This is a genomic window from Streptomyces sp. NPDC006314 (genome assembly GCF_040613075.1).
In the GTDB taxonomy this organism is placed as follows: Bacteria; Actinomycetota; Actinomycetes; order Streptomycetales; family Streptomycetaceae; genus Streptomyces.
On the sequence record NZ_JBEXRL010000012.1, the window covers coordinates 69,077 to 93,427 of the forward strand.

Annotated in this window: 18 protein-coding genes, 1 other RNA gene and 2 pseudogenes; 18 read left to right on the forward strand and 3 right to left on the reverse strand. The window is 70.7% G+C overall.

All coding sequences use genetic code 11. The annotated features are described in order from the left end of the window. Nucleotides 1–38: 38 nt before the first annotated feature. Nucleotides 39–407: a transfer-messenger RNA gene (gene ssrA / locus ABZ079_RS22545) on the forward strand. Nucleotides 408–756: 349 nt separating this feature from the next. Here the strand turns inward: ssrA and ABZ079_RS22550 are convergent. Beyond that, nucleotides 757–1,992 (reverse strand): MFS transporter, encoded by a 1,236-nt coding sequence (locus ABZ079_RS22550; RefSeq protein WP_356941226.1) that lies wholly within the window; start codon nt 1,990–1,992, stop codon nt 757–759. An 84-nt stretch (nt 1,993–2,076) separates the two neighbouring features. Here ABZ079_RS22550 and ABZ079_RS22555 point away from each other — a divergent pair, with 84 nt between their 5' ends. The 6 genes from ABZ079_RS22555 (at nt 2,077) to ABZ079_RS22580 (ending at nt 10,579) form a co-directional block, all read left to right on the forward strand. Then, nucleotides 2,077–3,096 carry a LysR family transcriptional regulator gene (locus ABZ079_RS22555; protein ID WP_356941227.1) on the forward strand — a complete coding sequence of 340 codons (1,020 nt, stop codon included), beginning with the start codon at nt 2,077–2,079 and terminating at the stop codon, nt 3,094–3,096. A gap of 170 nt (nt 3,097–3,266) precedes the next feature. After that, nucleotides 3,267–4,361, forward strand: coding sequence for a hypothetical protein (locus ABZ079_RS22560; RefSeq protein ID WP_356941228.1), 1,095 nt, complete (start codon nt 3,267–3,269; stop codon nt 4,359–4,361). Continuing rightward, nucleotides 4,361–6,562 carry a glycosyltransferase gene (locus ABZ079_RS22565; protein WP_356941229.1) on the forward strand — a complete coding sequence of 734 codons (2,202 nt, stop codon included), beginning with the start codon at nt 4,361–4,363 and terminating at the stop codon, nt 6,560–6,562. The genes ABZ079_RS22560 and ABZ079_RS22565 overlap by 1 nt, the downstream gene beginning before the upstream one ends. Then, complete coding sequence (locus tag ABZ079_RS22570) at nt 6,559–7,809, forward strand: acyltransferase (protein WP_356941230.1); 1,251 nt, start codon at nt 6,559–6,561, stop codon at nt 7,807–7,809. Before ABZ079_RS22565 ends, ABZ079_RS22570 begins: the two co-directional genes overlap by 4 nt. A 162-nt stretch (nt 7,810–7,971) precedes the next feature. Continuing rightward, entirely contained in the window at nt 7,972–9,342 is a 1,371-nt protein-coding gene (locus ABZ079_RS22575; protein ID WP_356941231.1) for a nitrate/nitrite transporter, read from the forward strand. An 85-nt stretch (nt 9,343–9,427) separates the two neighbouring features. Further along, nucleotides 9,428–10,579, forward strand: coding sequence for a uroporphyrinogen-III synthase (locus ABZ079_RS22580; RefSeq protein WP_356941232.1), 1,152 nt, complete (start codon nt 9,428–9,430; stop codon nt 10,577–10,579). A 74-nt stretch (nt 10,580–10,653) separates the two neighbouring features. On the opposite strand, the gene ABZ079_RS22585 is transcribed toward ABZ079_RS22580, so the two are convergent. Continuing rightward, complete coding sequence (locus ABZ079_RS22585) at nt 10,654–11,166, reverse strand: anthrone oxygenase family protein (RefSeq protein WP_356941233.1); 513 nt, start codon at nt 11,164–11,166, stop codon at nt 10,654–10,656. A 210-nt stretch (nt 11,167–11,376) separates the two neighbouring features. On the opposite strand from ABZ079_RS22585, the gene ABZ079_RS22590 reads away from it, so the two are divergent. The 6 genes from ABZ079_RS22590 (at nt 11,377) to ABZ079_RS22615 (ending at nt 18,523) form a co-directional block, all read left to right on the forward strand. Next, entirely contained in the window at nt 11,377–11,970 is a 594-nt protein-coding gene (locus ABZ079_RS22590) for a CGNR zinc finger domain-containing protein (protein WP_356941234.1), read from the forward strand. Between the two features lie 269 nt (nt 11,971–12,239). Next, nucleotides 12,240–12,824 (forward strand): sigma-70 family RNA polymerase sigma factor, encoded by a 585-nt coding sequence (locus ABZ079_RS22595; RefSeq protein ID WP_356941235.1) that lies wholly within the window; start codon nt 12,240–12,242, stop codon nt 12,822–12,824. 59 nt (nt 12,825–12,883) lie between these two features. Beyond that, nucleotides 12,884–13,651 (forward strand): zf-HC2 domain-containing protein, encoded by a 768-nt coding sequence (locus ABZ079_RS22600; protein ID WP_356941236.1) that lies wholly within the window; start codon nt 12,884–12,886, stop codon nt 13,649–13,651. A gap of 69 nt (nt 13,652–13,720) precedes the next feature. Further along, nucleotides 13,721–16,120 (forward strand): UvrD-helicase domain-containing protein, encoded by a 2,400-nt coding sequence (locus ABZ079_RS22605; RefSeq protein ID WP_356941237.1) that lies wholly within the window; start codon nt 13,721–13,723, stop codon nt 16,118–16,120. A 386-nt stretch (nt 16,121–16,506) separates the two neighbouring features. Beyond that, the gene (locus ABZ079_RS22610; RefSeq protein ID WP_356941238.1) at nt 16,507–17,922 is read left to right on the forward strand and encodes an NAD-dependent malic enzyme; all 1,416 of its coding nucleotides are present in this window, start codon (nt 16,507–16,509) and stop codon (nt 17,920–17,922) included. 319 nt (nt 17,923–18,241) lie between these two features. After that, the gene (locus ABZ079_RS22615) at nt 18,242–18,523 is read left to right on the forward strand and encodes an HU family DNA-binding protein (protein ID WP_014673024.1); all 282 of its coding nucleotides are present in this window, start codon (nt 18,242–18,244) and stop codon (nt 18,521–18,523) included. Nucleotides 18,524–18,652: 129 nt separating this feature from the next. On the opposite strand, the gene murA is transcribed toward ABZ079_RS22615, so the two are convergent. Then, nucleotides 18,653–19,993, reverse strand: coding sequence for a UDP-N-acetylglucosamine 1-carboxyvinyltransferase (gene murA / locus ABZ079_RS22620; RefSeq protein ID WP_356941239.1), 1,341 nt, complete (start codon nt 19,991–19,993; stop codon nt 18,653–18,655). Nucleotides 19,994–20,326: 333 nt separating this feature from the next. On the opposite strand from murA, the gene ABZ079_RS22625 reads away from it, so the two are divergent. The 5 genes and pseudogenes from ABZ079_RS22625 to ABZ079_RS22645 all read left to right on the forward strand — a co-directional run bounded on the left by ABZ079_RS22625 (nt 20,327) and on the right by ABZ079_RS22645 (nt 24,198). After that, entirely contained in the window at nt 20,327–20,899 is a 573-nt protein-coding gene (locus tag ABZ079_RS22625) for a YqgE/AlgH family protein (RefSeq protein WP_356941240.1), read from the forward strand. Between the two features lie 29 nt (nt 20,900–20,928). Further along, on the forward strand, nt 20,929–21,207 hold the full coding sequence (locus ABZ079_RS22630; RefSeq protein WP_069780555.1) for a DUF3039 domain-containing protein: 279 nt from the start codon (nt 20,929–20,931) through the stop codon (nt 21,205–21,207). 203 nt (nt 21,208–21,410) lie between these two features. Next, nucleotides 21,411–21,821 (forward strand): annotated as a pseudogene (locus ABZ079_RS22635) (ABC transporter substrate-binding protein); the annotation flags it as partial. A 2-nt stretch (nt 21,822–21,823) separates the two neighbouring features. Then, a pseudogene (locus ABZ079_RS22640) lies at nt 21,824–22,516 on the forward strand (carbohydrate ABC transporter permease); the annotation flags it as partial. A 2-nt stretch (nt 22,517–22,518) separates the two neighbouring features. Then, nucleotides 22,519–24,198 carry a beta-N-acetylhexosaminidase gene (locus tag ABZ079_RS22645; RefSeq protein ID WP_356941241.1) on the forward strand — a complete coding sequence of 560 codons (1,680 nt, stop codon included), beginning with the start codon at nt 22,519–22,521 and terminating at the stop codon, nt 24,196–24,198. Nucleotides 24,199–24,351: the final 153 nt, after the last annotated feature.

A 24,351-nucleotide genomic window follows, 5' to 3' on the forward strand; every position in this document is an offset into this window, starting at 1 on the left:
GCACCTCACAGCGGGTGCGCACCTTGAGAAATCAACATGGGGATGATCGGTTTCGACAGCGGCTGTCGAAGCAGGGGAAGCGTGTCGAGGAAGCGGCCATGATCTCGTAAACCACAGGCCGAAAAAAATAATCGCCAACACCAAGCGCGATTCCTTCGCCCTCGCTGCCTAAGTAGCGACTTGCGAAGTGTCAGCCCGGGGCTGTTCCCGACCCGGATCCTGGCATCAGCTAGGGAACTAAACCTCGATCCCGGTCACGGGGTGAAGAGGGAAACCAAACAGTGACTGAGCCCGTCGGCGACTTGTTCGCGTGATCGCCGGGGCCGAGAAAAGCACAGCGAACTGCACACGGAGAAGCCCTGATTCCACACCGTTGGACGCGGGTTCGATTCCCGCCATCTCCACGATCGGGAGGCTCCAGAGCCTCCTCAACCCATGTGGGCGAAGGCCCCGTCGCTTCCGGGCGGCGGGGCCTTCGCCATGCGCCCAGACGTGCATGAAGAAGCTCGGTCCTTCTCCCGGTGCATCCGCAGCGTCGCGATCGACGGCGTCTTCGACGACCCGCCAACGCCACCGTGGCCGCCCGCGTCGACGGCCCGGCCGCCCGCAACGCCCTCCTGGCGGATCCGCAGCATCCGTCGCCTGCCGACTTCGCGCAGGGCCGTCGCACGGACCGCCGCGGTGCCGGTCCGATCCCACCCTCTTCTCTTCTCGTACGACGGCTCGTGACGGCGGTGGCGGTGGCCCGGGGCGGGGTCAGCCGGCCGGCCGGCGCCGGCGTACCCCGCTCGCCGTCACGTCGATGAGCAGGGCGAGGCAGGCCGCGGCGGCCGGGACCGTGAACGCGGCGGTGGGGGAGAGGTGTTCGGCCGCCCAGCCGCCCGCCGCCGAGCCGCAGGCGATGCCGGTGAGCAGCCCGGTCACCACCAGACTCATGCCCTCGTTGAGCCGGTCGGCCGGGGTGCGCCGCTGCACCAGGGTCATCGCCGTCACCATGGTCGGCGCGGTCGCCATGCCCGCCACCAGCAGCGCCCCCGCCAGCGCCGGAAGGGAACCGGTGAGCAGCGCGGACAGCCAGGGCAGGGTCGTCAGCGCGGCCATCGCCGCCAGGCACCGGGTCAGGCCGAGGCCGGCCGGCTTCAGCGCCCCGTACACCAGCCCCGCCGCGCACGAGCCCGCCGCCTGGAGCGCGAGCACCACACCGGCCGCTGCCCGATGCCCCTGCGCGTCGGCGTAGGCGATCGTGACGACCTCCATCGAGCCGAACACCGCGCCGGTGGCGGTGAAGCAGGCCAGCAGCGGCGGGATGCCGGAGCTGCGCAGGGGCGACGGCGCTTTCGATCGGGCCTGGGCCGGCGGCTCGGTCGCCCGCTGCGCGGTGAACAGCAGCATGCCCGACAGCAGCAGCACCGCACCCACAAGGGTGCCCGCCTCCGGGAAGAAGGTGCCGGTCAGGAAGGACGCGAGCACCGGCCCGAGCATGAAGCACAGCTCGTCGGCGGCCTGCTCGAAGGAGTTCGCGGCATGCAGCGCGGCCGGGTCCTCGCGCAGCAGATGGGCCCAGCGGGCGCGGGAGAGACCGCCGATGTTGGGGGTCGTCGCGGTGGCCGCGTAGGCGGCGAACAGGGTCCAGTCGGGGGCGTCACAGCGAACGCACAGCAGCAGGGCGAGGCTGCCGAGCACGGAGGCGAGCGTGGCCGGTACGGCGACCCGGGCCTGTCCGTGCCGGTCGACGAGCCGGGCGATCCACGGCCCGGCCAGCGCGGTCGCGGCGAGACCGACCGCGGTGACGGCACCGGCCAGGGCGTACGAGCCCCGGGAACCGGCGATCATCACCACGGCGCTCACGCTGAACATGCCCATGGGGAGACGGGCGAGGAGGTTGCCGGTGGTGAAGGCACGGGCGCCGGGGAGGCGGAACAGGCGGCGGTACCCGGCCCCTCGCGGTGCTGAGGCCGGTATGCGTCGCTCTTCGGTGGTCTGGTGCGGCATGGCTCCACGGTCGCGCGGAGTGGATCACGGGGTCCAACACCTTCTCGGGGCCGATTGACGCACCTGTGTTGTAAGTTCGCCGTCATGTCCGCGCCCAGCCACATAGACCCGCGCCTGCTGCGCGCCTTCGTCGCCGTCGCCGAGGAACTCCACTTCACCCGGGCCGCCGCCCGCCTGTACGTCGCCCAGCAGTCGCTCAGCCGGGACGTACGGCGGCTGGAACGGGAGCTGGGCGTGGAGCTGTTCGTGCGGACCACCCGGCAGGTGACGCCGACCGCCGACGGCGAGCGCCTGCTGCCGCACGCCCGGCGGGTCCTGGCCGCCCAGGACGATCTGCTCGCCGCGTTCGGGCAGGCCCGCCCGCTGCTCGTGGACCTCAACACGCCGGGCCTGGTCACCGGTCGCCGGGTGCTGCACCGGGCCCGGGAACTCGCCCCCGACTGCGAGCTGATGGCCCGTTACGAGAGCGGTCTGACCGGAGCCGCCGCCGAACTGCTGGCCGGCCGGCTGGACGTCTCCTTCGGCCGTTTCGCCGGTCTGGACCCGGCGCTGCGGTCCGGCCTGGAGCAGCAACCGGTGCGCCTCGAGCCGATGGCCGTCATCCTGCCCCAGGACCACCCCCTGGCCGCCCTGCCGGAGGTGCCGCTGGCCGCGCTGGCCGGGGAGGAGGTGTACGCCGGTGCCGGTAATCCGCGCACCCGGGAGTGGACCGACCTGGCACATCACCTCTTCGAGGGACACGGCATCCGGCTCGCCCCGCCCTTTCCGCTGGCGGTCGGAGACGAGGAGTTCGAGCGGATCATGGCCAAGTCCCGCACTCCGGTGCTGGCCGTGGTGGACTTTCCGGCCATGCCCCGGACGGTGAGGCGGCCTCTCGTCGATCCCGTTCCGCTGTCGCCCGTGTCGCTCGTCTGGCGGAAGGGGCTGGTCCACTCCGGGTTGGACGCGCTGCGAAGGGCGGCGGCCGAGATCGCGAGGGCCGAAGAGTGGCTACGCCGGCCGGCCGACCGATGGATTCCAGCCATCGATGATGATGTGATGAGCGTCGCCTCGCCGGTGCGTGGCGAACACGGAACCTCCGCATGCGCTACATTCATGGCCTGAGCACGGTGTGGTAAAGGGGGCGCTCGGGCTGGGTGGGGGCTTGGTTCGATCGACGGGTGCTCGGAGTCGTATGCGCACCCAGAACTGTCCCGTGGGGGGATGCGCGCGTGAAAGAGTGGCGAGAAGACGCCCAACCGGAATGGACCGACATCGCATCCGCGGCTCGGAACATGTGGGTTACCGGAGGCGACACCCAGGTGTTTCCGGAGACCGGAGCCCATCCGGACACCCGGGCCTTCCCGGAGGCCGGGATACTCCGGGGCGGCCGCGCCGCCCTGCCCGAGGCCGACGAGACGGCCGTACTCCCGCGGTCCAGGCCCGCGGACTTCCGCCGGGCACCGGACGCCCGCCAGGTGTCCGCGCCGTACGGTGAGCAGACCGCCGTACTGCCCGCCACGGCGGCCGGCGGGCTTACCCCGCCCGCCACCATGGCCTTCCCGGGCTCCATCGGTGCCCTGGGCGACCCCTGGGACCAGCCCGCCCCGGCCTCCCCCTCCGTGACGGCCTCCGTCGACGCCGTCACCGGTGACCCCACCCACGACCCGCACGAGGTCACCATCCAGCTCGACGCCGTCCAGCTCGGCGACGTCCAGCTGAGCCCGGCCGCAGGCGCCCCTCGCGGCACCGGCCGCGACGACGGGCCGGTCTTCGTCGACGAGTCCGGCCGTCGCAGCCGCACCTTCCGCCGCCTCGGCATGCTCGTCGGCCTGGCCTGCGCCGTCTACGCCGTGGTCATCGTCGCCACCCTGCTCTCCGGCAGCTCGGACGCACCCTGGCTTCCCGTACCGCAGAACGAGGAGAAGCCGGCCAGCCAGGTGGACACCTCGCCGGTGCCCGCGGTCTCCGCCGAGCCGTCCGCCACCGGCAGCGTCTCGCCGGGCGCCTCGCCGTCCGCGAGCGGCGGTACGGCCCCGGTGCCCGGCGCCACCGCTCAGGCGCCGGGCACCGGCTCAGGCTCCGCCACCGACACCGACCCGGTCGGCCCGGCCGAGGCGCGGCCGACGGCCGCCGCGCCCACGTCCGGCGAGGGCGGCAGCGGCAGCTCGTTCCCGGACACCAGTCCCTCCGCCCCGGCGAGCACCGCCGAGACCACCCCGGACAAGCCGGACGACGGCCCCACCGCCCCGTCCGGGCCCCCTGCCCCGGGCGAAGCCGGTATCAGCAACCGCCCCGTGGCCGACGGCCAACAGACCCCGCCGCCCGTCGCCGAGGAGCCGGCCCCCCGCACCTCCTCCCGCATCCCGTCCCCGGAGCACAACCTCTGATGGCATCCCGCACCCGCCGTCACGCTGCCGAACCCCGAGCCCGTGGCGGCTCCCGGCGCCGACGCCTGCCCATGCGCCTGCTGCTGCCGCTGCTCGTCCTCGTCGCCCTCGTGGCGATGCTGATGCTGCGCGGCTATGTCCACAGCGAGATCCTCGCCGACCACCGCATCCAGCCGGAAGCCTCCTCCGACAAGGTGCCGGAGAAGATCCTGGACGGCGGCCCGGTCATCGACACCCGCAGCGGCCGCACCACCAGCATGCGCATCCCGGACCACCGCCTGGTCCTCACCTTCGACGACGGTCCCGACCCCACCTGGACCCCGAAGGTGCTCGACGTGCTGAAGAAGCACCACGCGCACGCCGTCTTCTTCGTCACCGGCACGATGTCCTCCCGCTACCCGGAGCTGGTCAAGCGCATGGTGGACGAGGGCCATGAGGTCGGCCTGCACACCTTCAACCACCCCGACCTCTCCTACCAGAGCAAGAAGCGCATCGACTGGGAGCTGTCCACCAACCAGCTCGCCATCACCGGCGCCGCCGGCATCCGCACCTCTCTCTTCCGGCCGCCGTACTCCTCCTTCGCCGACGCCATGGACGACAAGTCCTGGCCGGTGACCGAGTACATGGGCACCCGGGGCTACCTCACGGTCGTCAACAACACCGACAGCGAGGACTGGAAGAAGCCGGGCGTCGACGAGATCATCCGCCGTGCCACCCCGCACGGCGGCAAGGGCGCCATCGTCCTGATGCACGACTCGGGCGGCGACCGGCACCAGACCGTGCAGGCCCTCGACGAGTTCCTGCCGACGCTCCAGCAGCAGGGCTACACCTTCGACAACCTCACCGAGGCCCTGGACGCGCCCAGCGCGCACACCGAGGTGACCGGGCTGAATCTGTGGAAGGGCAAGGTCTGGATCTTCCTGGTCTCGGCCTCGGACGGCATCACGAGCGTGATGGTCGTCGGCCTCGCGGTGATCGGCGCACTCGTCATCTCCCGTTTCGTCCTCATGCTCCTGCTCTCCGGCGCCCATGCCCGCCGGGTGCGCCGCAAGGGCTTCAGCTGGGGCCCTCCGGTGACCGAACCGGTGTCGGTGCTGGTCCCGGCGTACAACGAGGGCAAGTGCATCGAGAACACGGTCCGCTCGTTGATGGCGAGCGAGCACCCCATCGAGGTGATCGTCATCGACGACGGCTCGAGTGACGGCACGGCGCGGATCGTGGAGGCGATGGGCCTGCCCAACGTCCGGGTCGTGCGGCAGCTGAACGCGGGCAAGCCGGCCGCGCTCAACCGAGGTATGGCGAACGCCCGTTACGACATCATCGTGATGATGGACGGTGACACGGTCTTCGAACCGGCCACCGTCCGTGAACTCGTCCAACCCTTCGGTGACCCGCGCGTCGGAGCCGTCGCCGGCAACGCGAAGGTCGGCAACCGGGATTCCCTCATCGGTGCCTGGCAGCACATCGAGTACGTGATGGGCTTCAACCTCGACCGCCGGATGTACGACATCCTGCGCTGCATGCCCACGATCCCGGGTGCGGTCGGGGCGTTTAGGAGGTCCGCCCTCGAACGGGTCGGCGGTATGAGCGAGGACACCCTCGCCGAGGACACCGACATCACGATGGCGATGCACCGGGACGGCTGGCGTGTGGTGTACGCCGAGAAGGCACGGGCCTGGACCGAGGCGCCCGAGTCGGTCCAGCAGCTGTGGTCCCAGCGCTACCGGTGGTCGTACGGCACCATGCAGGCGATCTGGAAGCACCGGCGTGCCGTGGTGGAGCGGGGCCCCTCGGGCCGCTTCGGCCGCGTGGGCCTGCCGCTCGTCTCCCTGTTCATGGTGCTGGCCCCGCTGCTGGCCCCGCTGATCGACGTGTTCCTGCTCTACGGCGTCGTGTTCGGCCCGACGCAGAAGACGATCGTCGCCTGGCTCGGCGTCCTCGCCGTCCAGGCGGTCTGCGCGGCCTACGCCTTCCGCCTGGACAAGGAGCGCATGACCCATCTCGTCTCGCTGCCCCTGCAGCAGATCCTCTACCGCCAACTCATGTACGTCGTGCTGCTCCAGTCCTGGATCACGGCACTCACCGGCGGCCGACTGCGCTGGCAGAAGCTCCGGCGCACGGGTGTCGTGGAGGCACCCGGAGGCCCGGTGCCGACCCAGCGCAGTCGCCGGACCAGCAGTGATCGGAGGCCCGTGGCATGACCCACGGATACACGACCGGGACCCCGGAGTCGACGCCGTCGTACGGCATCCCGCAGCAGCGGGTCGCGGAGCCGGCCCCGGCGCCCGCACCGGCCCCGAAGAAGCCGGGCCGCGACCGCTACCTGGACCTCCTGCGCTCGATCGCCCTGGTCCGCGTGGTGGTGTACCACCTGTTCGGCTGGGCCTGGCTGACGGTGCTGTTCCCGTCCATGGGCGTGATGTTCGCGCTGGCGGGCTCGTTGATGGCACGCTCCCTGAACCGCCCCTCGCTCAGCGTCATCAAGAGCAGGGTGCGTAGGCTGCTGCCCCCTCTCTGGGCATTCAGCGCGGTGGCGCTGACGCTGATGCTGGCGGGTGGCTGGAACCCGGTGGAAGACCCGGACAACGGCGGCACCTGGGGCCTGATCAAGCTGATCGACTACGTCATCCCGGTCGGCGCCCCGCCCTTCCCCTGGCACATCGGCTCCCAGTCGGGCCTGCTGGAGGACACCTGGGCCGTTCAGGCGGTGGGCCCGCTGTGGTACCTGCGCGCGTACCTGTGGTTCGTGGTCGCCTCCCCGTTGCTGCTGTGGGCCTTCCGCCGCTTCCCCTGGCCGACGCTGCTGGCCCCCCTCGGCCTCACCGCGGTCGTCGGCACGGGCATCGTCACGATCCCCGGCGAGACGGGCAACGCGGTCACGGACTTCGCGGTCTACGGCGGCTGCTGGGTCCTGGGTTTCGCCCACCACGAGGGCCTGCTGGCGAAGATCCCCCGTTATGTCGCGGTCTCCGTCTCGACCCTGCTGATGGCCTTCGGCCTGTGGTGGGCCTCGGGCCACCTGGGCCCCGACGGCTGGGACCTCAACGACATCCCGCTCGCCCAGGCCTGCTGGTCGTTCGGCTTCGTCGTCATCCTGCTCCAGTACTCCCCGTCCTGGCGGGAACTGCCCGGGCGGCTGGCCCGCTGGGACAGGCTGGTCACGCTCTCCAACAACCGTGCCGTCACGATCTACCTGTGGCACAACATGCTGATCATGGCCACGGTCCCGCTGATCGACCAGGCGTACAACCTTCCCTTCATGCAGAGCGACCGCGCGGTCGCCGCGCTCGACTCCAGCTACATGCTGTGGATGTTCTTCCTGGTCTGGCCCCTGATCGGGGTGACCATCCTGGGCTTCGGCTGGATCGAGGACATCGCGGCCAAGCGGAGCCCGAGGCTGTGGCCGAACGGGGCGAAGCGGGAGGGGGGCCGGCGCAGGACGGCGTAGGAGCGCCTTCCGCGCTTCCCTCACCGGCCGCCCGGGCCGTGAGTGAGAGCAACGTTCCCTTCCGGTCACTCCCAGCCACAGGCAGGAAACGCGCCTTCCCTACCTTCGGGTTCAGTCCCTCTTTGAGAAGACCGAGCACCCGGAGCACCGTGGAGGCGCGTCATGACAGCCCCAGTCCCAACCCGTCGTAGCGGCCGCTGGATCGAGCACTGGGATCCGGAGGACGAGGGATTCTGGAAGGCTACGGGGGAGAAGATCGCCCGGCGGAACCTGTTCTTCTCCGTCCTCTCCGAGCACATCGGGTTCTCGATCTGGACCATGTGGTCCGTGCTGGTGCTCTTCATGGGCCCGGAGTACGGCCTGACTCCGGCCGACAAGTTCCTGCTGACGTCGGTCGTCACGCTGGTCGGCGCCGTCGTCCGGGTCCCGTACACGTTCGCCGTGGCGATCTTCGGTGGCCGGAACTGGACCGTCATCTCGGCCGGCCTCCTCCTCATCCCCACCACCGCGGCGTTCCTCGTGATGAAGCCGGGCACGTCCTACTCCACCTTCCTGCTCATCGGCCTGCTGGCCGGCATCGGCGGCGGCAACTTCGCCTCCTCCATGACCAACATCAACGCCTTCTTCCCGCTGCGGAGGAAGGGGTGGGCGCTCGGGCTCAACGCCGGCGGCGGGAACATCGGCGTGCCGGTCATCCAGCTGATCGCCCTCGCGATCATCGGGGCGGGCGGCGGGCCGCGCGTACTGCTCGGCATCTACATCCCGCTGATCGTCGTCGCCGCCGCGCTCGCCGCGCTGTTCATGGACAACCTGGCCGCCGTGAAGAACGACACCGGGGCGGCGAAGGACGCCGCGAAGGACGCCCACACCTGGATCATGGCCTTCCTCTACATCGGCACGTTCGGGTCGTTCATCGGCTACAGCTTCGCCTTCGGGCAGGTGCTGACGAACCAGTTCGGGCGGACCCCGCTGCAGGCCGCGTACCTCACCTTCGTCGGGCCGCTGCTCGGCTCCCTCATCCGGCCCGTGGGCGGATGGCTCGCCGACCGGTACGGCGGTGCCCGCATCACCCTGTGGAACTACGTCGGCATGGCCGCCGCCACCGCCGTCCTCGTCGTCGCCAGCATGCAGAAGTCGCTGCCGCTGTTCGTGCCCGTCTTCGTGGTGCTGTTCGTCCTGAGCGGGCTCGGCAACGGCTCGACGTACAAGATGATCCCCGGCATCTTCCAGGCGAAGGCCTTGGCCAGGGGGTTGGAGGGCGAAGAGGCCGTCCGCTACGGCCGGCGGCTGTCCGGCGCCTCCATGGGCCTCATCGGAGCCGTCGGCGCGCTCGGCGGCGTCGGCATCAACCTCGCCTTCCGGCAGTCCTTCCTGTCCTACGGTTCCGGCACCGGCGCGTTCGTCGCCTTCCTCGCCTTCTACGGCGCCTGTTTCGCCGTGACCTGGGCCGTATACCTTCGCCGCCCGGCCCGGCAGGCCCAGGCCGAAACCGCGGCCGACACGAAGTCGCAGCTCAGCTACGCCGAAGTGTGACGTAACACTGGCGACACGAAGCCGAACCGAGCCTGTCACGCGACGTTGACAGGCTCCGTCGGTATGCGGGCCAGCTAGGAGAGCCATGTACGACGAACTGCAGCACACCGAAAGCGGACCCCTTGCCGGGTTCACCGTGGGCGTCACCGCCGCCCGCCGCGCCGACGAGCTGGGCGCGCTGCTCCAGCGGCGCGGTGCCGTCGTGCTGCACGCGCCCGCCCTGCGGATCGTGCCGCTCGCCGACGACGGCGAACTGCTCGCCGCGACCAAGGAGATCATCGATCAGGCGCCGGATGTCGTCGTGGCCACCACCGCCATCGGCTTCCGGGGCTGGGTGGAGGCCGCGGAGGGGTGGGGGCTCGGTGAGCAGCTGCTCGGGCGGCTGGGGGACGTCGAGTTGCTGGCGCGCGGACCCAAGGTCAAGGGGGCGGTCCGGGCCGCCGGGCTGACCGAGGAGTGGTCGCCGTCCAGCGAGTCCATGGCCGAGGTGCTCGACCGGCTGCTGGCGGAGGGTGTCGACGGGCGCCGGATCGCCGTACAGCTGCACGGGGAGCCGCTGCCGGGCTTCGTGGAGGCGCTCCGGGCCGGGGGAGCGGAGGTCGTGCCGGTGCCGGTGTACCGGTGGATGCCGCCGGAGGACATCAACCCGCTCGACCGGCTGCTGGACGCGGCCGTCTCGCGGGGTCTCGACGCCATCACCTTCACCAGCGCGCCCGCCGCGGCCTCCCTGCTCAGCCGGGCGGAGGAGCGGGGGCTGCTCGGCGAGCTGCTGACGGCCCTCGGCCATGACGTGCTGCCCGCGTGCGTCGGACCCGCCACCGCGCTGCCGCTGCAGGTACGCGGGGTGGACACCGTACAGCCGGAGCGGTATCGGCTCGGACCGCTCGTGCAACTGCTCTGCCGGGAACTGCCGGGCCGGGCCAGGGCGTTGCCGGTCGCCGGGTACCGAGTGGAGATCCGGGGGCACGCCGTGCTGGTGGACGGCGAGCTGAAGCCGGTGCCCCCGGCGGGGATGTCGCTGCTGCGGGCGCTGGCACGGCGGCCGGGGTGGGTGGTGGCCCGGGCCGAACTGCTGCGGGCCCTGCCGGGGGCCGGCCGCGACGAACACGCGGTGGAGACGGCGATGGCCCGCCTGCGTACGGCTCTCGGGGCGCCGAAGCTGATCCAGACGGTGGTGAAGCGGGGGTACCGGCTGGCGTTGGACCCGGCGGCGGACGCGAAGTACTCGGAGGTGTGATCCGGGTGGCCGGATCCTCCGGGCGGGAACGGCGGGTGGCCGCATGACGCGAGCCCGTGCAGGGGAGCGGCGGATCACCCTCGGCCGGCCGGGCCGGGATCCGTCCGTGGCCGGGCCGTCGCCCGTACCCGGGTCAGCGCCCGCGTCAGGCACCCCACGCCCACCGTCGCGGCCACCGCCCGTACGGCGTTCCACGCCACCCAGGGCCCCTCGAAGCGCTCCCGCAGAGCCGACGGGTCGCCCTTCGCCGCAAGGGCGTTGTTCAGGGGGATGCTGAACGCCACCGTGACGAAGAGGACGAGGACGTACGCGGCCAGGGCCGCCCAGACCCATCGGCGGGACGGCGTTCGCCGCGACTGCCACGCCGCCAGCCCCGTCAGCGCCGGCGCACCCAGGAAGCCCAGGAAGAACACCGGGTTCTGGATGACCGTGTTGATGTTCCGCATGACCTCGACGTACGTCCGGTCGTCGCTGCGCGCCAGGGCGGGCATCACGGCACACGCGAAGATGTAGAAGACCCCGGCGCTCAGGCCCATGGTGATCGTGGCCGCGCACAGCACGAGACCGCTGTTCCGTGTTTCCGTCATGCCTCCAGCGAAGCGGTACCGCCCCGTCCCGGACATGGCCGAGACGCGCCCCCGCATACGCGTGCGTCCAGGGCGCGGAACGGCACGTGTGTACGGGGGGTTCCGGCCGCCGCCGCGGGCAGGCACTGTGAGGAGGAGCGACGCGACGGTTCCCCTCCACGGTCTCCCGCACGTCTCCCGCACGTCTCCTGCCTAGGCGGTGACAGGCACATGGCACTGGGTACGGCCACGCCCCCGTACGAGCCGCGGTTCGACGCCGGGCGGATCTGTCTGGATCTCCTCGCCACCACACACCCGGCCGAACGGCTGGACGCCGTCGAGCCGTTGCGCGCCTGGATCGTCGGCGCGGGACTCGTGCCGCCCGGCACGCCGCTGGCCCAGGCAGACGCCTCCTGGCTCGCGGATTTCCGGGAACTGAGGGGACACATCGGTCAGTTGGTGCGCTCCCCGCTGCCCGCCGACGTGCGGCCGTACGAGCGCGCGCTCGCCCGGGTCAACGAGACCGCCCGTGCCGCGCCGCCCGCCCCGCGCGCCGTGCGCGGCGAGGGCGGCACGCTGGTGCGGGAGTTGGCCGGGCCGCCGGAGTGCGCGGCGCTGCTCGCCGTCCTCGCCCGGGACGCCGTGGAACTGCTCACCGACCCCGTGGCACGGGCGGCCGTGCGGGAGTGCGAGGGGGACAACTGCCCGCTGGTGTACCTGGACACGTCCCGGGGCCGGCGCCGGCGCTGGTGCTCCAGCGAGGTCTGCGGCAACCGCGAGCGGGTCGCCCGGCACCGGCGCCGGGCGGCGCTCGCGCGGGCCTGAGTGTCCGGTACGGACGTTCTGCCGGATTGCGCCCATGTGGCGGGCGGAGTGATTTCCGCAACACCGGGTTTGCCGGTGTCACCGTCCGGGCAACCCGGCCGCTCCCGGCGGTGTGCCGGAAATGTAAAGATCACCTGGTGGGAATGTGCGTGCATGTCCCGCTCGTCACGTCACCCACAAGAAAACTGTCACCTCCGTTTGAACACCACGCGCCTTCCTTCCGTACGGGTGGGCGAGCGACCGACTGGGGGAACCCCCGGACACCGGAGGTGGGCGTGCGCAAGGATGCGGCCGTGGCCAATGAACGTGGATCGAGGGCCCGACATCGCATGTCTACACAGCCCTCGGAACCTGATGAGGAGCTGATGCGTGCCCTGTACCGCGAGCACGCCGGGCCTCTGCTTGCGTATGTCCTGCGACTGGTCGCCGGTGATCGGCAGCGCGCCGAGGACGTCGTGCAGGAAACGCTTATCCGTGCCTGGAAGAACGCCGGTCAGCTCAACCGGGCGACCGGATCGGTACGCCCCTGGCTGGTGACGGTCGCGCGCCGCATCGTCATCGACGGCCACCGCAGCCGGCAGGCCCGGCCGCAGGAGGTCGATCCGTCGCCGCTGGAGGTCATCCCCGCGGAGGACGAGATCGACAAGGCGCTGTGGCTGATGACGCTGTCGGACGCGCTCGACGACCTGACCCCGGCCCACCGGGAGGTGCTCGTCGAGACGTACTTCAAGGGGCGTACGGTCAACGAGGCGGCCGAGACGCTGGGCATTCCCAGCGGCACCGTCCGCTCCCGGGTGTTCTACGCCCTGCGATCGATGAAGCTGGCACTGGAGGAGCGGGGGGTGACGGCGTGATGAGCGGGTACGGGGGAATGCAAGGGTTCGGCACGGGTGGTCCGGGTATGTCTGGACCCATGAGCCCAAGTCAGGGATCTTCGGTGCCGAGCGAGCACGAGACCGTCGGCGCCTACGCCCTCGGGATTCTCGACGACGCCGAGGCAACCGCTTTCGAGGCCCACCTCGCCGGCTGCGAGTGGTGCGCCCAGCAACTCGACGAACTGGCCGGGATGGAGCCGATGCTCGCCGCGCTCGCGGACCTGCCGGGCTCCGGAAGCACCCCAGCGATCGGTGAGTCGCTCTCGGCCAGGCCCAGCCCGCGGCTGGTGGAGAAGCTGGTCGACGAGGTCGCCGAGCACCGCGCCCAGAAGCGCCGGCGCAGCTTCTACATGATCGCGGCGGCGGCCGCGCTGATCATCGCCGGCCCGCTGGCCGCTGTGGCGGTGAACAGCGGCTCGGACGACGGCAAGCAGGTCACCGCATCCCCGGCCCAGAGCACCTTCCGGACCATGTCCGACAAGGCGTCGGCCACGGACCCGTCGACCCACGTCAGCGCGACCGTCGGCATGGCGCAGAAGGCCTGGGGCACCCAGGCCGTTCTGGAGCTGAAGAACGTCAAGGGCCCGCTCAAGTGCTCCCTGGTCCTGGTCGCCAAGAACGGCCAGCGCGTGACGATGTCGTCGTGGTCCGTCCCGAACTGGGGCTACGGCCTCCCGGACGGGAAGACACCGGAGTCCAAGCAGCCGCTGTACATCGGCGGGGCCGCGGCCTTCCAGCCGAACGAGATCGACCACTTCGAGGTCGTGACCTTCGAGGGAAAGAAGCTGGTCCAGGTGGACGCGTAGTCGCCGTAGCTTTGCCGGGTCCCCTTCGCGTACGGTTGACGGCTGCCCAGCACGTCAGAAGGGGGCCCGGTGGCCGCTCAGGTTCAGCAGTCCGCGGTCGGCTCGGTACACGACGCACACGATTCCGTCCGTGACCGAGAGATCAGTGTCGAACAGGAACACCTGGACCGGGTGTACCGGCGGCTGGAGGAGAAGATCCACGAGGCCGAGTTCCTGATGCACGACGCGGCCAAGCGCGGCCAGGTGGGCACCCCGGGCGCGCTGGCCGAACGCGACGCGCAGGTATTCCGGGCCGGTATCCACCTGAACCGGCTCAACAACGAGTTCGAGGACTTCCTCTTCGGCCGCGTCGACCTGCTGCTCGGCAGGGACGGCAAGAAGGGCCCCGACGGCGCGTACACAGCGGTGGAGCCGGCCGAGGGAGCGGTACGGGAGGACAACACCGCCGACATCGCCGAGACCCTGCACATCGGCCGCATCGGCGTCCTCGACCAGGACTACTCCCCGCTGGTCATCGACTGGCGCGCGCCCGCCGCCGCGCCCTTCTACCGGGCCACGCCCGTCGACCCCGGGCGGGTCGTACGGCGCCGGGTCATCCGCTCCAAGGGCCGCCGGGTCCTCGGCGTCGAGGACGACCTGATGCGCCCGGAGCTGACCGCCCGCCTCGACGGCCGCGAGCTGGCCGTGATCGGCGACGGCGCCCTCATGGCCGCCCTCGGCCAGGCCCGCAGCCACACCATGCGGGACATCGTCTCCTCCATCCAGGCCGAGCAGGACCTGGTCATCCGCGCTCCCGCCGCCTCCGTCACGTACGTGGAGGGCGGTCCGGGCACGGGCAAGACCGCGGTCGCCCTGCACCGCGCGGCCTACCTGCTCTACCAGGACCGCAGACGGTACGCGGGCGGCATCCTGATCGTCTCCCCGACCCCGCTGCTGGTCGCCTACACCGAGGGCGTGCTGCCGTCGCTCGGCGAGGAGGGCCAGGTCGCGATCCGCGCGATCGGCTCGCTCGTCGACGGCGCCGAGGCCACCCTGTACGACTCCCCGTCCGTGGCCCGCGCCAAGGGCTCGTACCGGATGCTCAAAGTGCTGCGCAAGGCGGCCCGGGGCGCCCTGGAGCTGGGGCCGGGCGGCGGTGCACCGGGCGGTCGGCTCGCGCTGGACGACGACACCGACGCCCGGCCGCAGGCCTTCTCCGGCCCGCCCGCCCGGCTCCGCGTGGTCGCCTTGGGGCGCCGCCTCGAACTGGAGGCCCACGAGCTGGAACGGATCCGCCATACCGCCCTCGGCGGCACCGCGCCGGTCAACCTGCTCCGCCCGCGCGCCCGCAGGCTGCTCCTGGACGCCCTCTGGGCCAAGTCCGGCGCCGGCGCCCGGCACACCGACCCGGAACTGGCCGCCGAACTGCGCTCCTCCTTCGACGAGGACATCGCCGGCGAGGACGCCTTCATCGCGTTCCTCGACGCCTGGTGGCCCGAGCTGACCCCGAAGGCGGTGCTCGCAGCCATGGCCGACGAGAAACGGCTCGGCCGCTGGGCCCGCCGGATCCTCAACCCCGGCGAGGTCCGAAAGGTCGCCCGCTCCCTCAGGCGGGACGGCCACTCCGTGCACGACATCGCCATGCTCGACGAGCTGCAGGCGATCCTCGGCGCCCCGGCCCGCCCCAGGAAGAGACGCGAACTCGACCCGCTGGACCAGCTCACCGGCCTGGAGGAGCTGATGCCGGTGCGTGAGGAGACCCAGCGGGAGCGGGCCGAGCGCCTCGCGCAGGAGCGCACCGAGTACGCGCACGTCATCGTGGACGAGGCCCAGGACCTCACCCCGATGCAGTGGCGCATGGTCGGCCGCCGCGGCCGGCACGCCACCTGGACGGTCGTCGGCGACCCGGCGCAGTCCTCCTGGTCCGACCCGGACGAGGCGGCCGAGGCCCGCGACGAGGCCCTCGGCACCCGCCCCCGGCGCCGCTTCCAGCTCACCGTGAACTACCGCAACCCGGCCGAGATCGCCGAACTGGCCGCCAAGGTCCTCGCGCTCGCCATGCCCGGTTCCGAGGCGCCGTCCGCCGTACGGTCCACCGGGGTCGAGCCGCGTTTCGTGCGCACGAACAGGGACCACAGCACTGCTCCGGGGGACTCGCTGGGCACGACCGTGCGGGCCGAGGCCGAGCGGCTCCTCGGGACGGTGGACGGCACGGTCGGCGTGGTCGTCGCGATGAACCGGCGCGAGGAGGCCCGCCGCTGGCTGGCCGGGCTCGGCGACCGGGCCGTCGCGCTCGGCAGCCTGGAGGCCAAGGGCCTGGAGTACGACGCCACGGTCGTCGTCTCACCCGCGGAGATCGCGGACGAGTCCCCGGCCGGCCTGCGCGTGCTGTACGTGGCGCTGACCCGGGCCACCCAGCAGCTGACGGTGGTCTCCGGTGAGCGGGACGCACCGGACGCGGCCGGGGTCCCGGACCTGCTCAGGGACTGACCTCCCGGGAACCTTCCGGGAGGGGGAATGGCTGTACCGCATCCGTTTGTTAGCCTGGACGTGGCACCGGCCCGATCCAAGCCCCCGGGCCCAACCTTCGTCCCTGCGAGGGACCACTTGCCGCGAGGCGAGCATGGCGGGTCGGTGTCATGAAACATGTGGGAGGCCCACGTCACCTGGTGGCGTGGGCCTCTTTCTCTGCCCGATCCCTCTTTCTCTGCCCGATCATCTCGTATGGTGGAAGTGGTTTTCCGAAATCGCGCACCTGCTGCACGGCCCCTGTGAACAAAACGTCCGTAACCCAGGGCGACTACCACGTACTGACCGGTAGGTGCGACGATCGGACGGCACAACACGCGACACGGTGAAAGCAGAGGAAGTCGGCCATGGCAACGGCGCCCAGCGTCTCCTACTCGATGACCATCCGGCTGGAGGTGCCCGCGAGCGGAACCGCCGTCTCGCAGCTCACCACCGCCGTGGAGTCCTCCGGAGGCTCGGTGACCGGCCTCGACGTCACCGCGTCCGGCCACGAGAAGCTCCGTATCGACGTCACCATCGCGGCCACCTCGACCGCCCACGCCGAGGAGATCGTCGAGAAGCTGCGCGGCATCGAGGGCGTCACGCTGGGCAAGGTCTCCGACCGTACGTTCCTCATGCACCTCGGCGGCAAGATCGAGATGGCGTCGAAGCACCCCATCCGCAACCGTGACGACCTGTCCATGGTCTACACGCCGGGTGTGGCCCGCGTCTGCATGGCCATCGCCGAGAACCCCGAGGACGCGCGCCGCCTCACCATCAAGCGCAACTCCGTTGCGGTCGTGACGGACGGCTCCGCGGTGCTCGGCCTCGGCAACATCGGCCCCAAGGCCGCGCTGCCCGTCATGGAAGGCAAGGCGGCCCTCTTCAAGCGCTTCGCCGGGATCGACGCCTGGCCGATCTGCCTGGACACCCAGGACACCGACGCGATCGTCGAGATCGTCAAGGCGATCGCCCCCGGCTTCGCCGGCATCAACCTCGAGGACATCTCCGCGCCCCGCTGCTTCGAGATCGAGGCCCGGCTGCGCGAGGCCCTCGACATCCCCGTGTTCCACGACGACCAGCACGGCACCGCGATCGTCGTCCTCGCCGCCCTGACCAACGCCCTGCGCGTCGCGGACAAGGCCATCGAGAACATCCGGGTCGTCATGTCAGGCGCCGGCGCGGCCGGTACGGCCATCCTCAAGCTGCTGCTCGCCGCCGGCGTGAAGAACGCCGTCGTCGCCGACATCCACGGTGTCGTCCACGCGGGCCGCGAGGACCTGGTGGACGCCCCGGCCGACTCGCCGCTGCGCTGGATCGCCGACAACACCAACCCCGAGGGCCTGACCGGCACCCTGAAGGAGGCCGTGCACGGCGCCGACGTCTTCATCGGGGTCTCCGCGCCGAACGTCCTCGACGGTGACGACGTGGCCGCCATGGCCGACGGCGCCATCGTGTTCGCGCTCGCGAACCCCGATCCCGAGGTCGACCCCGCAATCGCCCGCCAGACGGCGGCCGTTGTGGCCACCGGCCGCTCCGACTTCCCGAACCAGATCAACAACGTGCTGGTCTTCCCGGGTGTCTTCCGCGGCCTGCTGGACGCCCAGTCCCGCACCGTCAACACCGAGATGATGCTCGCCGCCGCGAAGGCCCTCGCCGACGTGGTGACCGAGGACGAGCTGAACCCGAACTACATCGTCCCGAGCGTCTTCAACGACAAGGTCGCGGGCGCGGTGGCCGGCGCGGTCCGCGAGGCCGCGAAGGCGGCCGGGGCGACGGCCTGACGACGGCGTGCCGTACTGTGCCGGGGCTGTGAGGATCACCACGGCGGCCCCGGCCCCGGCGCGTCGTGGAACCACCTGATGCCGGGTGCGCTCTAGGGTGACGGCCGAGCAGGCGCTTCTCGTGCGACTCCCCAGGGTGTTCCCACGACTCCTACGGGTGCTGGATTGGCTTTCCCGCCGCAGGTAGGGGCAGGATGCTCCCCCAGGGACTTCGTCCAGGGGGCACCCCCAGGGGCGCGAGCGCATCGGCATCGCAGTGCCTCGGGCGGCTCCGCCGCGTGGCACACCCCAACGGCAAGAAAGACACGGGAGTAACAACATGAACCGCAGTGAGCTGGTGGCCGCGCTGGCCGACCGCGCCGAGGTGACCCGCAAGGACGCCGACGCCGTGCTGGCCGCGTTCGCCGAGACCGTCGGCGAGATCGTCGCCAAGGGCGACGAGAAGGTCACCATCCCCGGCTTCCTGACCTTCGAGCGCACCCACCGTGCCGCTCGTACCGCGCGCAACCCGCAGACCGGCGAGCCCATCAACATCCCCGCCGGCTTCAGCGTGAAGGTCACCGCGGGCAGCAAGCTCAAGGAAGCCGCCAAGGGCAAGTGACCTTGCCGTTCGTACGCCACGTGACGGCGTACGAGGCGTTCTGACGCACGATGACGCCAAAGGGGCGACCCTCCATCACCGGAGGGCCGCCCCTTCGTCGTACGGCCGTCGTACGGCCTACGCGGACCGCTAACCGAGCGCCTTGCCCGGCAGCTCGACCTTCGCGCCCAGCTCCACGAGCTTCTCCATGAAGTTCTCGTAGCCGCGGTTGATGAGGTCGATGCCGTGGACACGCGAGGTGCCCTCGGCGGCCAGGGCCGCGATGAGGTACGAGAAGCCGCCGCGCAGGTCGGGGATGACCAGGTCGGAGCCCTGGAGTTTGGTCGGGCCCGAGACGACCGCGGAGTGCAGGAAGTTGCGCTGGCCGAAGCGGCAGTCGGAGCCGCCCAGGCACTCGCGGTAGAGCTGGATGTGGGCGCCCATCTGGTTCAGGGCCGAGGTGAAGCCCAGGCGGGACTCGTACACCGTCTCGTGGATGATGGACAGGCCCGTGGCCTGGGTCAGGGCCACCACCAGCGGCTGCTGCCAGTCGGTCTGGAAGCCGGGGTGCACGTCCGTCTCCAGCGCGATGGACTTCAGCTGGCCGCCGGGGTGCCAGAAGCGGATGCCCTCGTCGTCGATCTCGAAGGCACCGCCCACCTTCCGGTAGGTGTTCAGGAACGTCATCATCGAGCGCTGCTGGGCGCCGCGGACGTAGATGTTGCCGCTGGTCGCCAGCGCCGCCGACGCCCAGGACGCGGCCTCCAGGCGGTCCGGCAGGGCCGCGTGGGTGTAGCCGCCGAGCTGGTCCACACCGGTGATGCGGATCGTGCGGTCGGTGTCCATCGCGATGATCGCGCCCATCTTCTGCAGCACGCAGATGAGGTCCTCGATCTCCGGCTCGACGGCCGCGTTGGACAACTCCGTGACGCCCTCGGCGAGTACGGCCGTCAGCAGCACCTGCTCGGTCGTGCCGACGGACGGGTACGGCAGGCGGATCTTCGTACCGCGCAGCCGCTGCGGAGCCTCCAGGTACTGCCCGTCCGCGCGCTTCTCGATGGTCGCGCCGAACTGCCGCAGCACGTCGAAGTGGAAGTCGATGGGCCGGCCGCCGATGTCACAGCCGCCGAGGCCCGGGATGAACGCGTGGCCGAGACGGTGCAGCAGCGGACCGCAGAAGAGGATCGGGATACGGCTGGAACCCGCGTGGGCGTCGATGTCAGCCACGTTGGCGCTCTCGACGTGCGTCGGGTCGAGCACCAGCTCGCCGGGCTCCTCGCCCGGACGGACCGTCACACCGTGCAGCTGGAGCAGGCCGCGCACGACCCGCACGTCACGGATGTCGGGAACGTTGCGCAGCCGGCTCGGCGCGCTGCCCAGCAGGGCGGCGACCATGGCCTTCGGTACGAGGTTCTTCGCACCGCGGACACGGATCTCGCCCTCCAGCGGGGTTCCGCCGTGGACAAGCAGGACATCGTCGTTGACGGTCATGAATCTCGCGTTCCGATGAGTTGGGCAGGGGCCGGCCGATCACTGTGCGCAGGGCCGGAAAGACAGGGTAATCGTCCATCACCCCCCGCCCGTAAGCCCGAGTACCGCCCAGCCGCGTCATAGCTGTGTCACAACACGAACCGTTCCCTATCGGGCACATGGGGTCACCGGCGCGTCGGCACGCGCCCCACCGCGCGTCCGTGCGCCCGCCCGTCTCCGGCCACCGCCCGCGAGCGAGGCCCCCGCAGGCCACACCCTTCGATCCGGCTGCGTTCTCCCCCACGCCCCCGATTGGCTCCCCACACCGGGGGAAGATGCGGGATCATGTCTGGCATGACCGAGGTGTCCTCGCTCACAGGGCGGCTGCTCGTGGCCACGCCCGCCCTGGCGGACCCGAACTTCGACCGTGCGGTGGTGCTCCTTCTCGACCACGACGAGGAGGGCTCCCTCGGTGTCGTCCTCAACCGCCCCACCCCGGTGGACGTGGGCGACATCCTGGAGGGCTGGGCCGATCTCGCCGGCGAGCCGGGTGTGGTCTTCCAGGGCGGCCCCGTCTCGCTGGACTCCGCGCTCGGCGTGGCGGTCATCCCGGGCGGCGCGGACGGTGACCACGCCCCCCTCGGCTGGCGGCGGGTGCACGGCGCGATCGGCCTCGTCGACCTGGAGACCCCGCCGGAACTGCTCGCCTCGGCCCTGGGCAGCCTGCGGATCTTCGCCGGTTACGCCGGCTGGGGCCCCGGCCAGCTGGAGGACGAGCTGGTCGAAGGCGCCTGGTACGTGGTCGAGTCCGAACCGGGCGACGTCTCCTCACCGACCCCGGAGAGACTCTGGCGCGAGGTGCTGCGGCGCCAGCGCAATGAGCTGGCGATGGTGGCGACGTACCCGGACGACCCTTCGCTCAACTGATGCGTGTGCGCTTCAGTACCCTGGGCGGTATGAGCACTCTTGAGCCCGAGCGCGGGACTGGTACGGGGACCCTCGTAGAGCCGACGCCGCAGGTGTCCCACGGCGACGGCGACCACGAGCGCTTCGCCCACTACGTCCAGAAGGACAAGATCATGGCGAGCGCCCTCGACGGCACCCCCGTCGTGGCGCTGTGCGGCAAGGTCTGGGTGCCGGGACGCGACCCGAAGAAGTACCCCGTGTGCCCCATGTGCAAGGAGATCTACGAGTCCATGGGCAGCGGCGGCGAGGACAAGGGCGGCGACAAGTAGCGGTCTTTCCGTCGGCCTGAGTTTTCGAGAGGCCCCCGGCCAGCGTGCGTGACACGCGTGTCCGGGGGCCTTCGTGTTTTCCGGTCACAGAGTGGTGGAGACCTCTTGTCGGCATGTTCATGTAGTCCTTAGCCTCCTCCTGTTGTGCAGAGCGAAACAGTCATTGCACATGTTGCAACGCATTGTCTCTGGAGGAACGCTCCATGAAGCTGTCCGCCCCGCTCGCGGCAGTGCTCACCCTCGCCGTCGTCACCGTCTGCGCCCCCCGGTCCTCCTCCAACTCCGCCTCCGACCAGGACTTCAGGAGCGGCACCCTGCGGGTGTGGCTCTTCCGGGGAGTCGGCAACGAGCCGAAGAAGAAGGTCGTCGACACGGTCGTCACCGCCTTCGAGAAGGCCCACAAGGACACCGAGGTCGATGTCGAGTACCTCCCCGTCGAGACCCGCGCCCAGCGCGTCAGGGCCGCCTACGACGACCCGAAGTCCGCGCCGGACCTCATCGAGTACGGCGACACCGACACCGCCGGCTACGTCCGCGAGGGCGGACTCCTCGACATGACCGGGGAGTTCCGCACCTGGCGCGAGGTCAAGGACACCGACCCGACCGCCCGGCGGGGCCCCGGCCATGGACGCTGTCGCCGTCCCTGGACGCCTTCCGGCGGGTCTTCGGGCAGCAGGATTTCGGCCGGTACTTCGTCAACAGCCTGGTGGTGGCGGGGAGTGCGGTGATCGCCTCGGCACTGATCGCCTTTCTCGCGGCGACCGCCGTCACGCGATTCCGCTTCCGGACCACCCTGTTGATCATGTTCCTGGTGGCCCAGATGGTGCCCGTGGAGGCCCTCACGATCCCGCTGTTCTTCCTCATGCGGGACTTCGGCCGGCTGAACACTCTCGGCTCGCTGATCCTGCCTCACATCGCCTTCTCGCCGCCCTTCGCGATCTGGATGCTGCGGGGGTTCGTGAAGGCGGTCCCGGAGGCCCTGGAGGAGGCCGCGTACCTCGACGGGGCGAGCCGCGGGCGATTCCTCTGGCGGATCCTTTTCCCGCTCGTTCTGCCCGGCCTGGTGGCCACGAGCGTGTTTTCCTTCATCTCGGCCTGGAACGACTTCCTGTTCGCCAAGTCCTTCATCATCAGCGACACCTCACAGCCGACCCTGCCGATGGCCCTGCTGGTGTTCTACACGCCGGACGAGCCGGACTGGGGCGGGGTCATGGCCGCGTCCACGGTGATGACGATTCCGGTGCTGGTCTTCTTCCTACTCGTACAGCGGCGCCTGGTCTCCGGACTGGGTGGAGCGGTTAAGGACTGAACATGGTGGATGTGATTCCGTACGAGCTGTTCAGCGGGTTCGACGTGGGACTGGTCCCGGCGCCCAGCGGCTTCGCGGCCGCACTGCCCGGCGGAGGTCAGGGATACTTCATCGACGCCGAGACCGAGATCGAGGCGGCCGCCGGCACCGAACGGGTCGCGCGGTGGCTGCGGACGACCGTCGGCGCGGCGACCGGATACCCGTTGCCGCCGCACACCGACAACTGGAACCGGATCCTGCTGCGGATCATCCCCGGTCTGGCCGCGGAACTCGGCAGCCCCGAGGCGTACCGCCTGTCCGCCGACGGCCATGTGATCGCCATCGACGGGGCGAGCGAGACGGGGCTGTTCTGGGGCGCCCAGACCTTCAGGCAACTGCTGGGCCCCGACGCCTTCCGCCGGGCACCGGTCGCCGTCAAGGAGGAGTGGGGGTTCCCCGCGGTCACCATCCACGACGCCCCCCGATTCCGCTGGCGCGGCCTCCTCCTCGACGTCGCCCGGCACTTCATGCCCAAGGAAGGCGTGCTGCGTTACCTGGACCTGATGGCCGCGCACAAACTCAACGTCTTCCACTTCCACCTGACGGACGACCAGGGCTGGCGGATCGAGATCAAGCGCTACCCGAAGCTGACCGAGATCGGTGCCTGGCGGGCGCGGACGAAATTCGGTCACCGGGCCTCACCGCTGTGGGAGGAGAAGCCGCACGGGGGTTACTACACCCAGGACGACATCCGGGAGATCGTCGCCTACGCCGCGGAGCGGCATATCACCGTCGTCCCGGAAATCGACGTGCCGGGCCACTCGCAGGCGGCCATCGCCGCATACCCGGAACTCGGCAACACCGACGTCATCGGCACCACCGCCCTCTCCGTCTGGGACACCTGGGGGATCTCCTCCAACGTACTGGCCCCCACCGACACCACCCTGCGCTTCTACGAGGGGGTGTTCGAGGAGGTCCTGGAGCTGTTCCCCTCGCAGTTCATCCATGTCGGCGGCGATGAGTGCCGCAAGGAGCAGTGGAGCGAGTCGGTGGCCGCCAAGACCCGCATCACGGAACTCGGGCTGGCCGACGAGGAGGAACTCCAGTCCTGGTTCATCGGGCACTTCGACGCGTGGCTCTCCGCGCGCGGGCGCCGCCTCATCGGCTGGGACGAGATCCTCGAGGGCGGCCTAGCGAAGAACGCGGCGGTGTCCTCGTGGCGCGGTTACGGAGGCGGTGTCGCCGCCGCGCGGGCCGGTCACGACGTGGTCATGTGCCCCGAGCAGTACGTGTACCTGGACCACCGGCAGGCCCCGGGCGAGGACGAACCGGTGCCGATCGGGTTCGTGCGCACCCTGGAGGACGTCTACCGGTTCGAACCCGTACCACCCGGCCTCACCGAGGAGGAGGCCGGGCACGTCCTGGGCACCCAGGCGAACGTCTGGACCGAGGTGCTGGAGGACAGCGCGCGCGTGGACTACCAGGCCTTCCCCCGGCTCGCGGCCTTCGCCGAGGTGGCCTGGAGCCCGCTGCCCGCCCCGGCGGAACGGGACTTCGCGGACTTCGAGCGCCGTATGGCCGCCCACTACGCGCGACTCGACGCCCTCGGCGTCGCCTACCGGCCGCCCACCGGGCCCCGCCCGTGGCAGAGGCGCCCCGGCGTGCTCGGCCGCCCGATCGAGGGACCGCCTCCGAACAAGTAATGGAAAAAGACCTCAAGGGTCACCGAAGAGTGGCAATCGCCATGCATCGGCGATGCGGTGCGAAAACGGACCATCTCCCCGATGAGGTGGGCGAATGCCTCCTAGCGGACCCCCGCGTCCGCCCCTCGCGAGAATGTGCCAGAGTTGCCACGT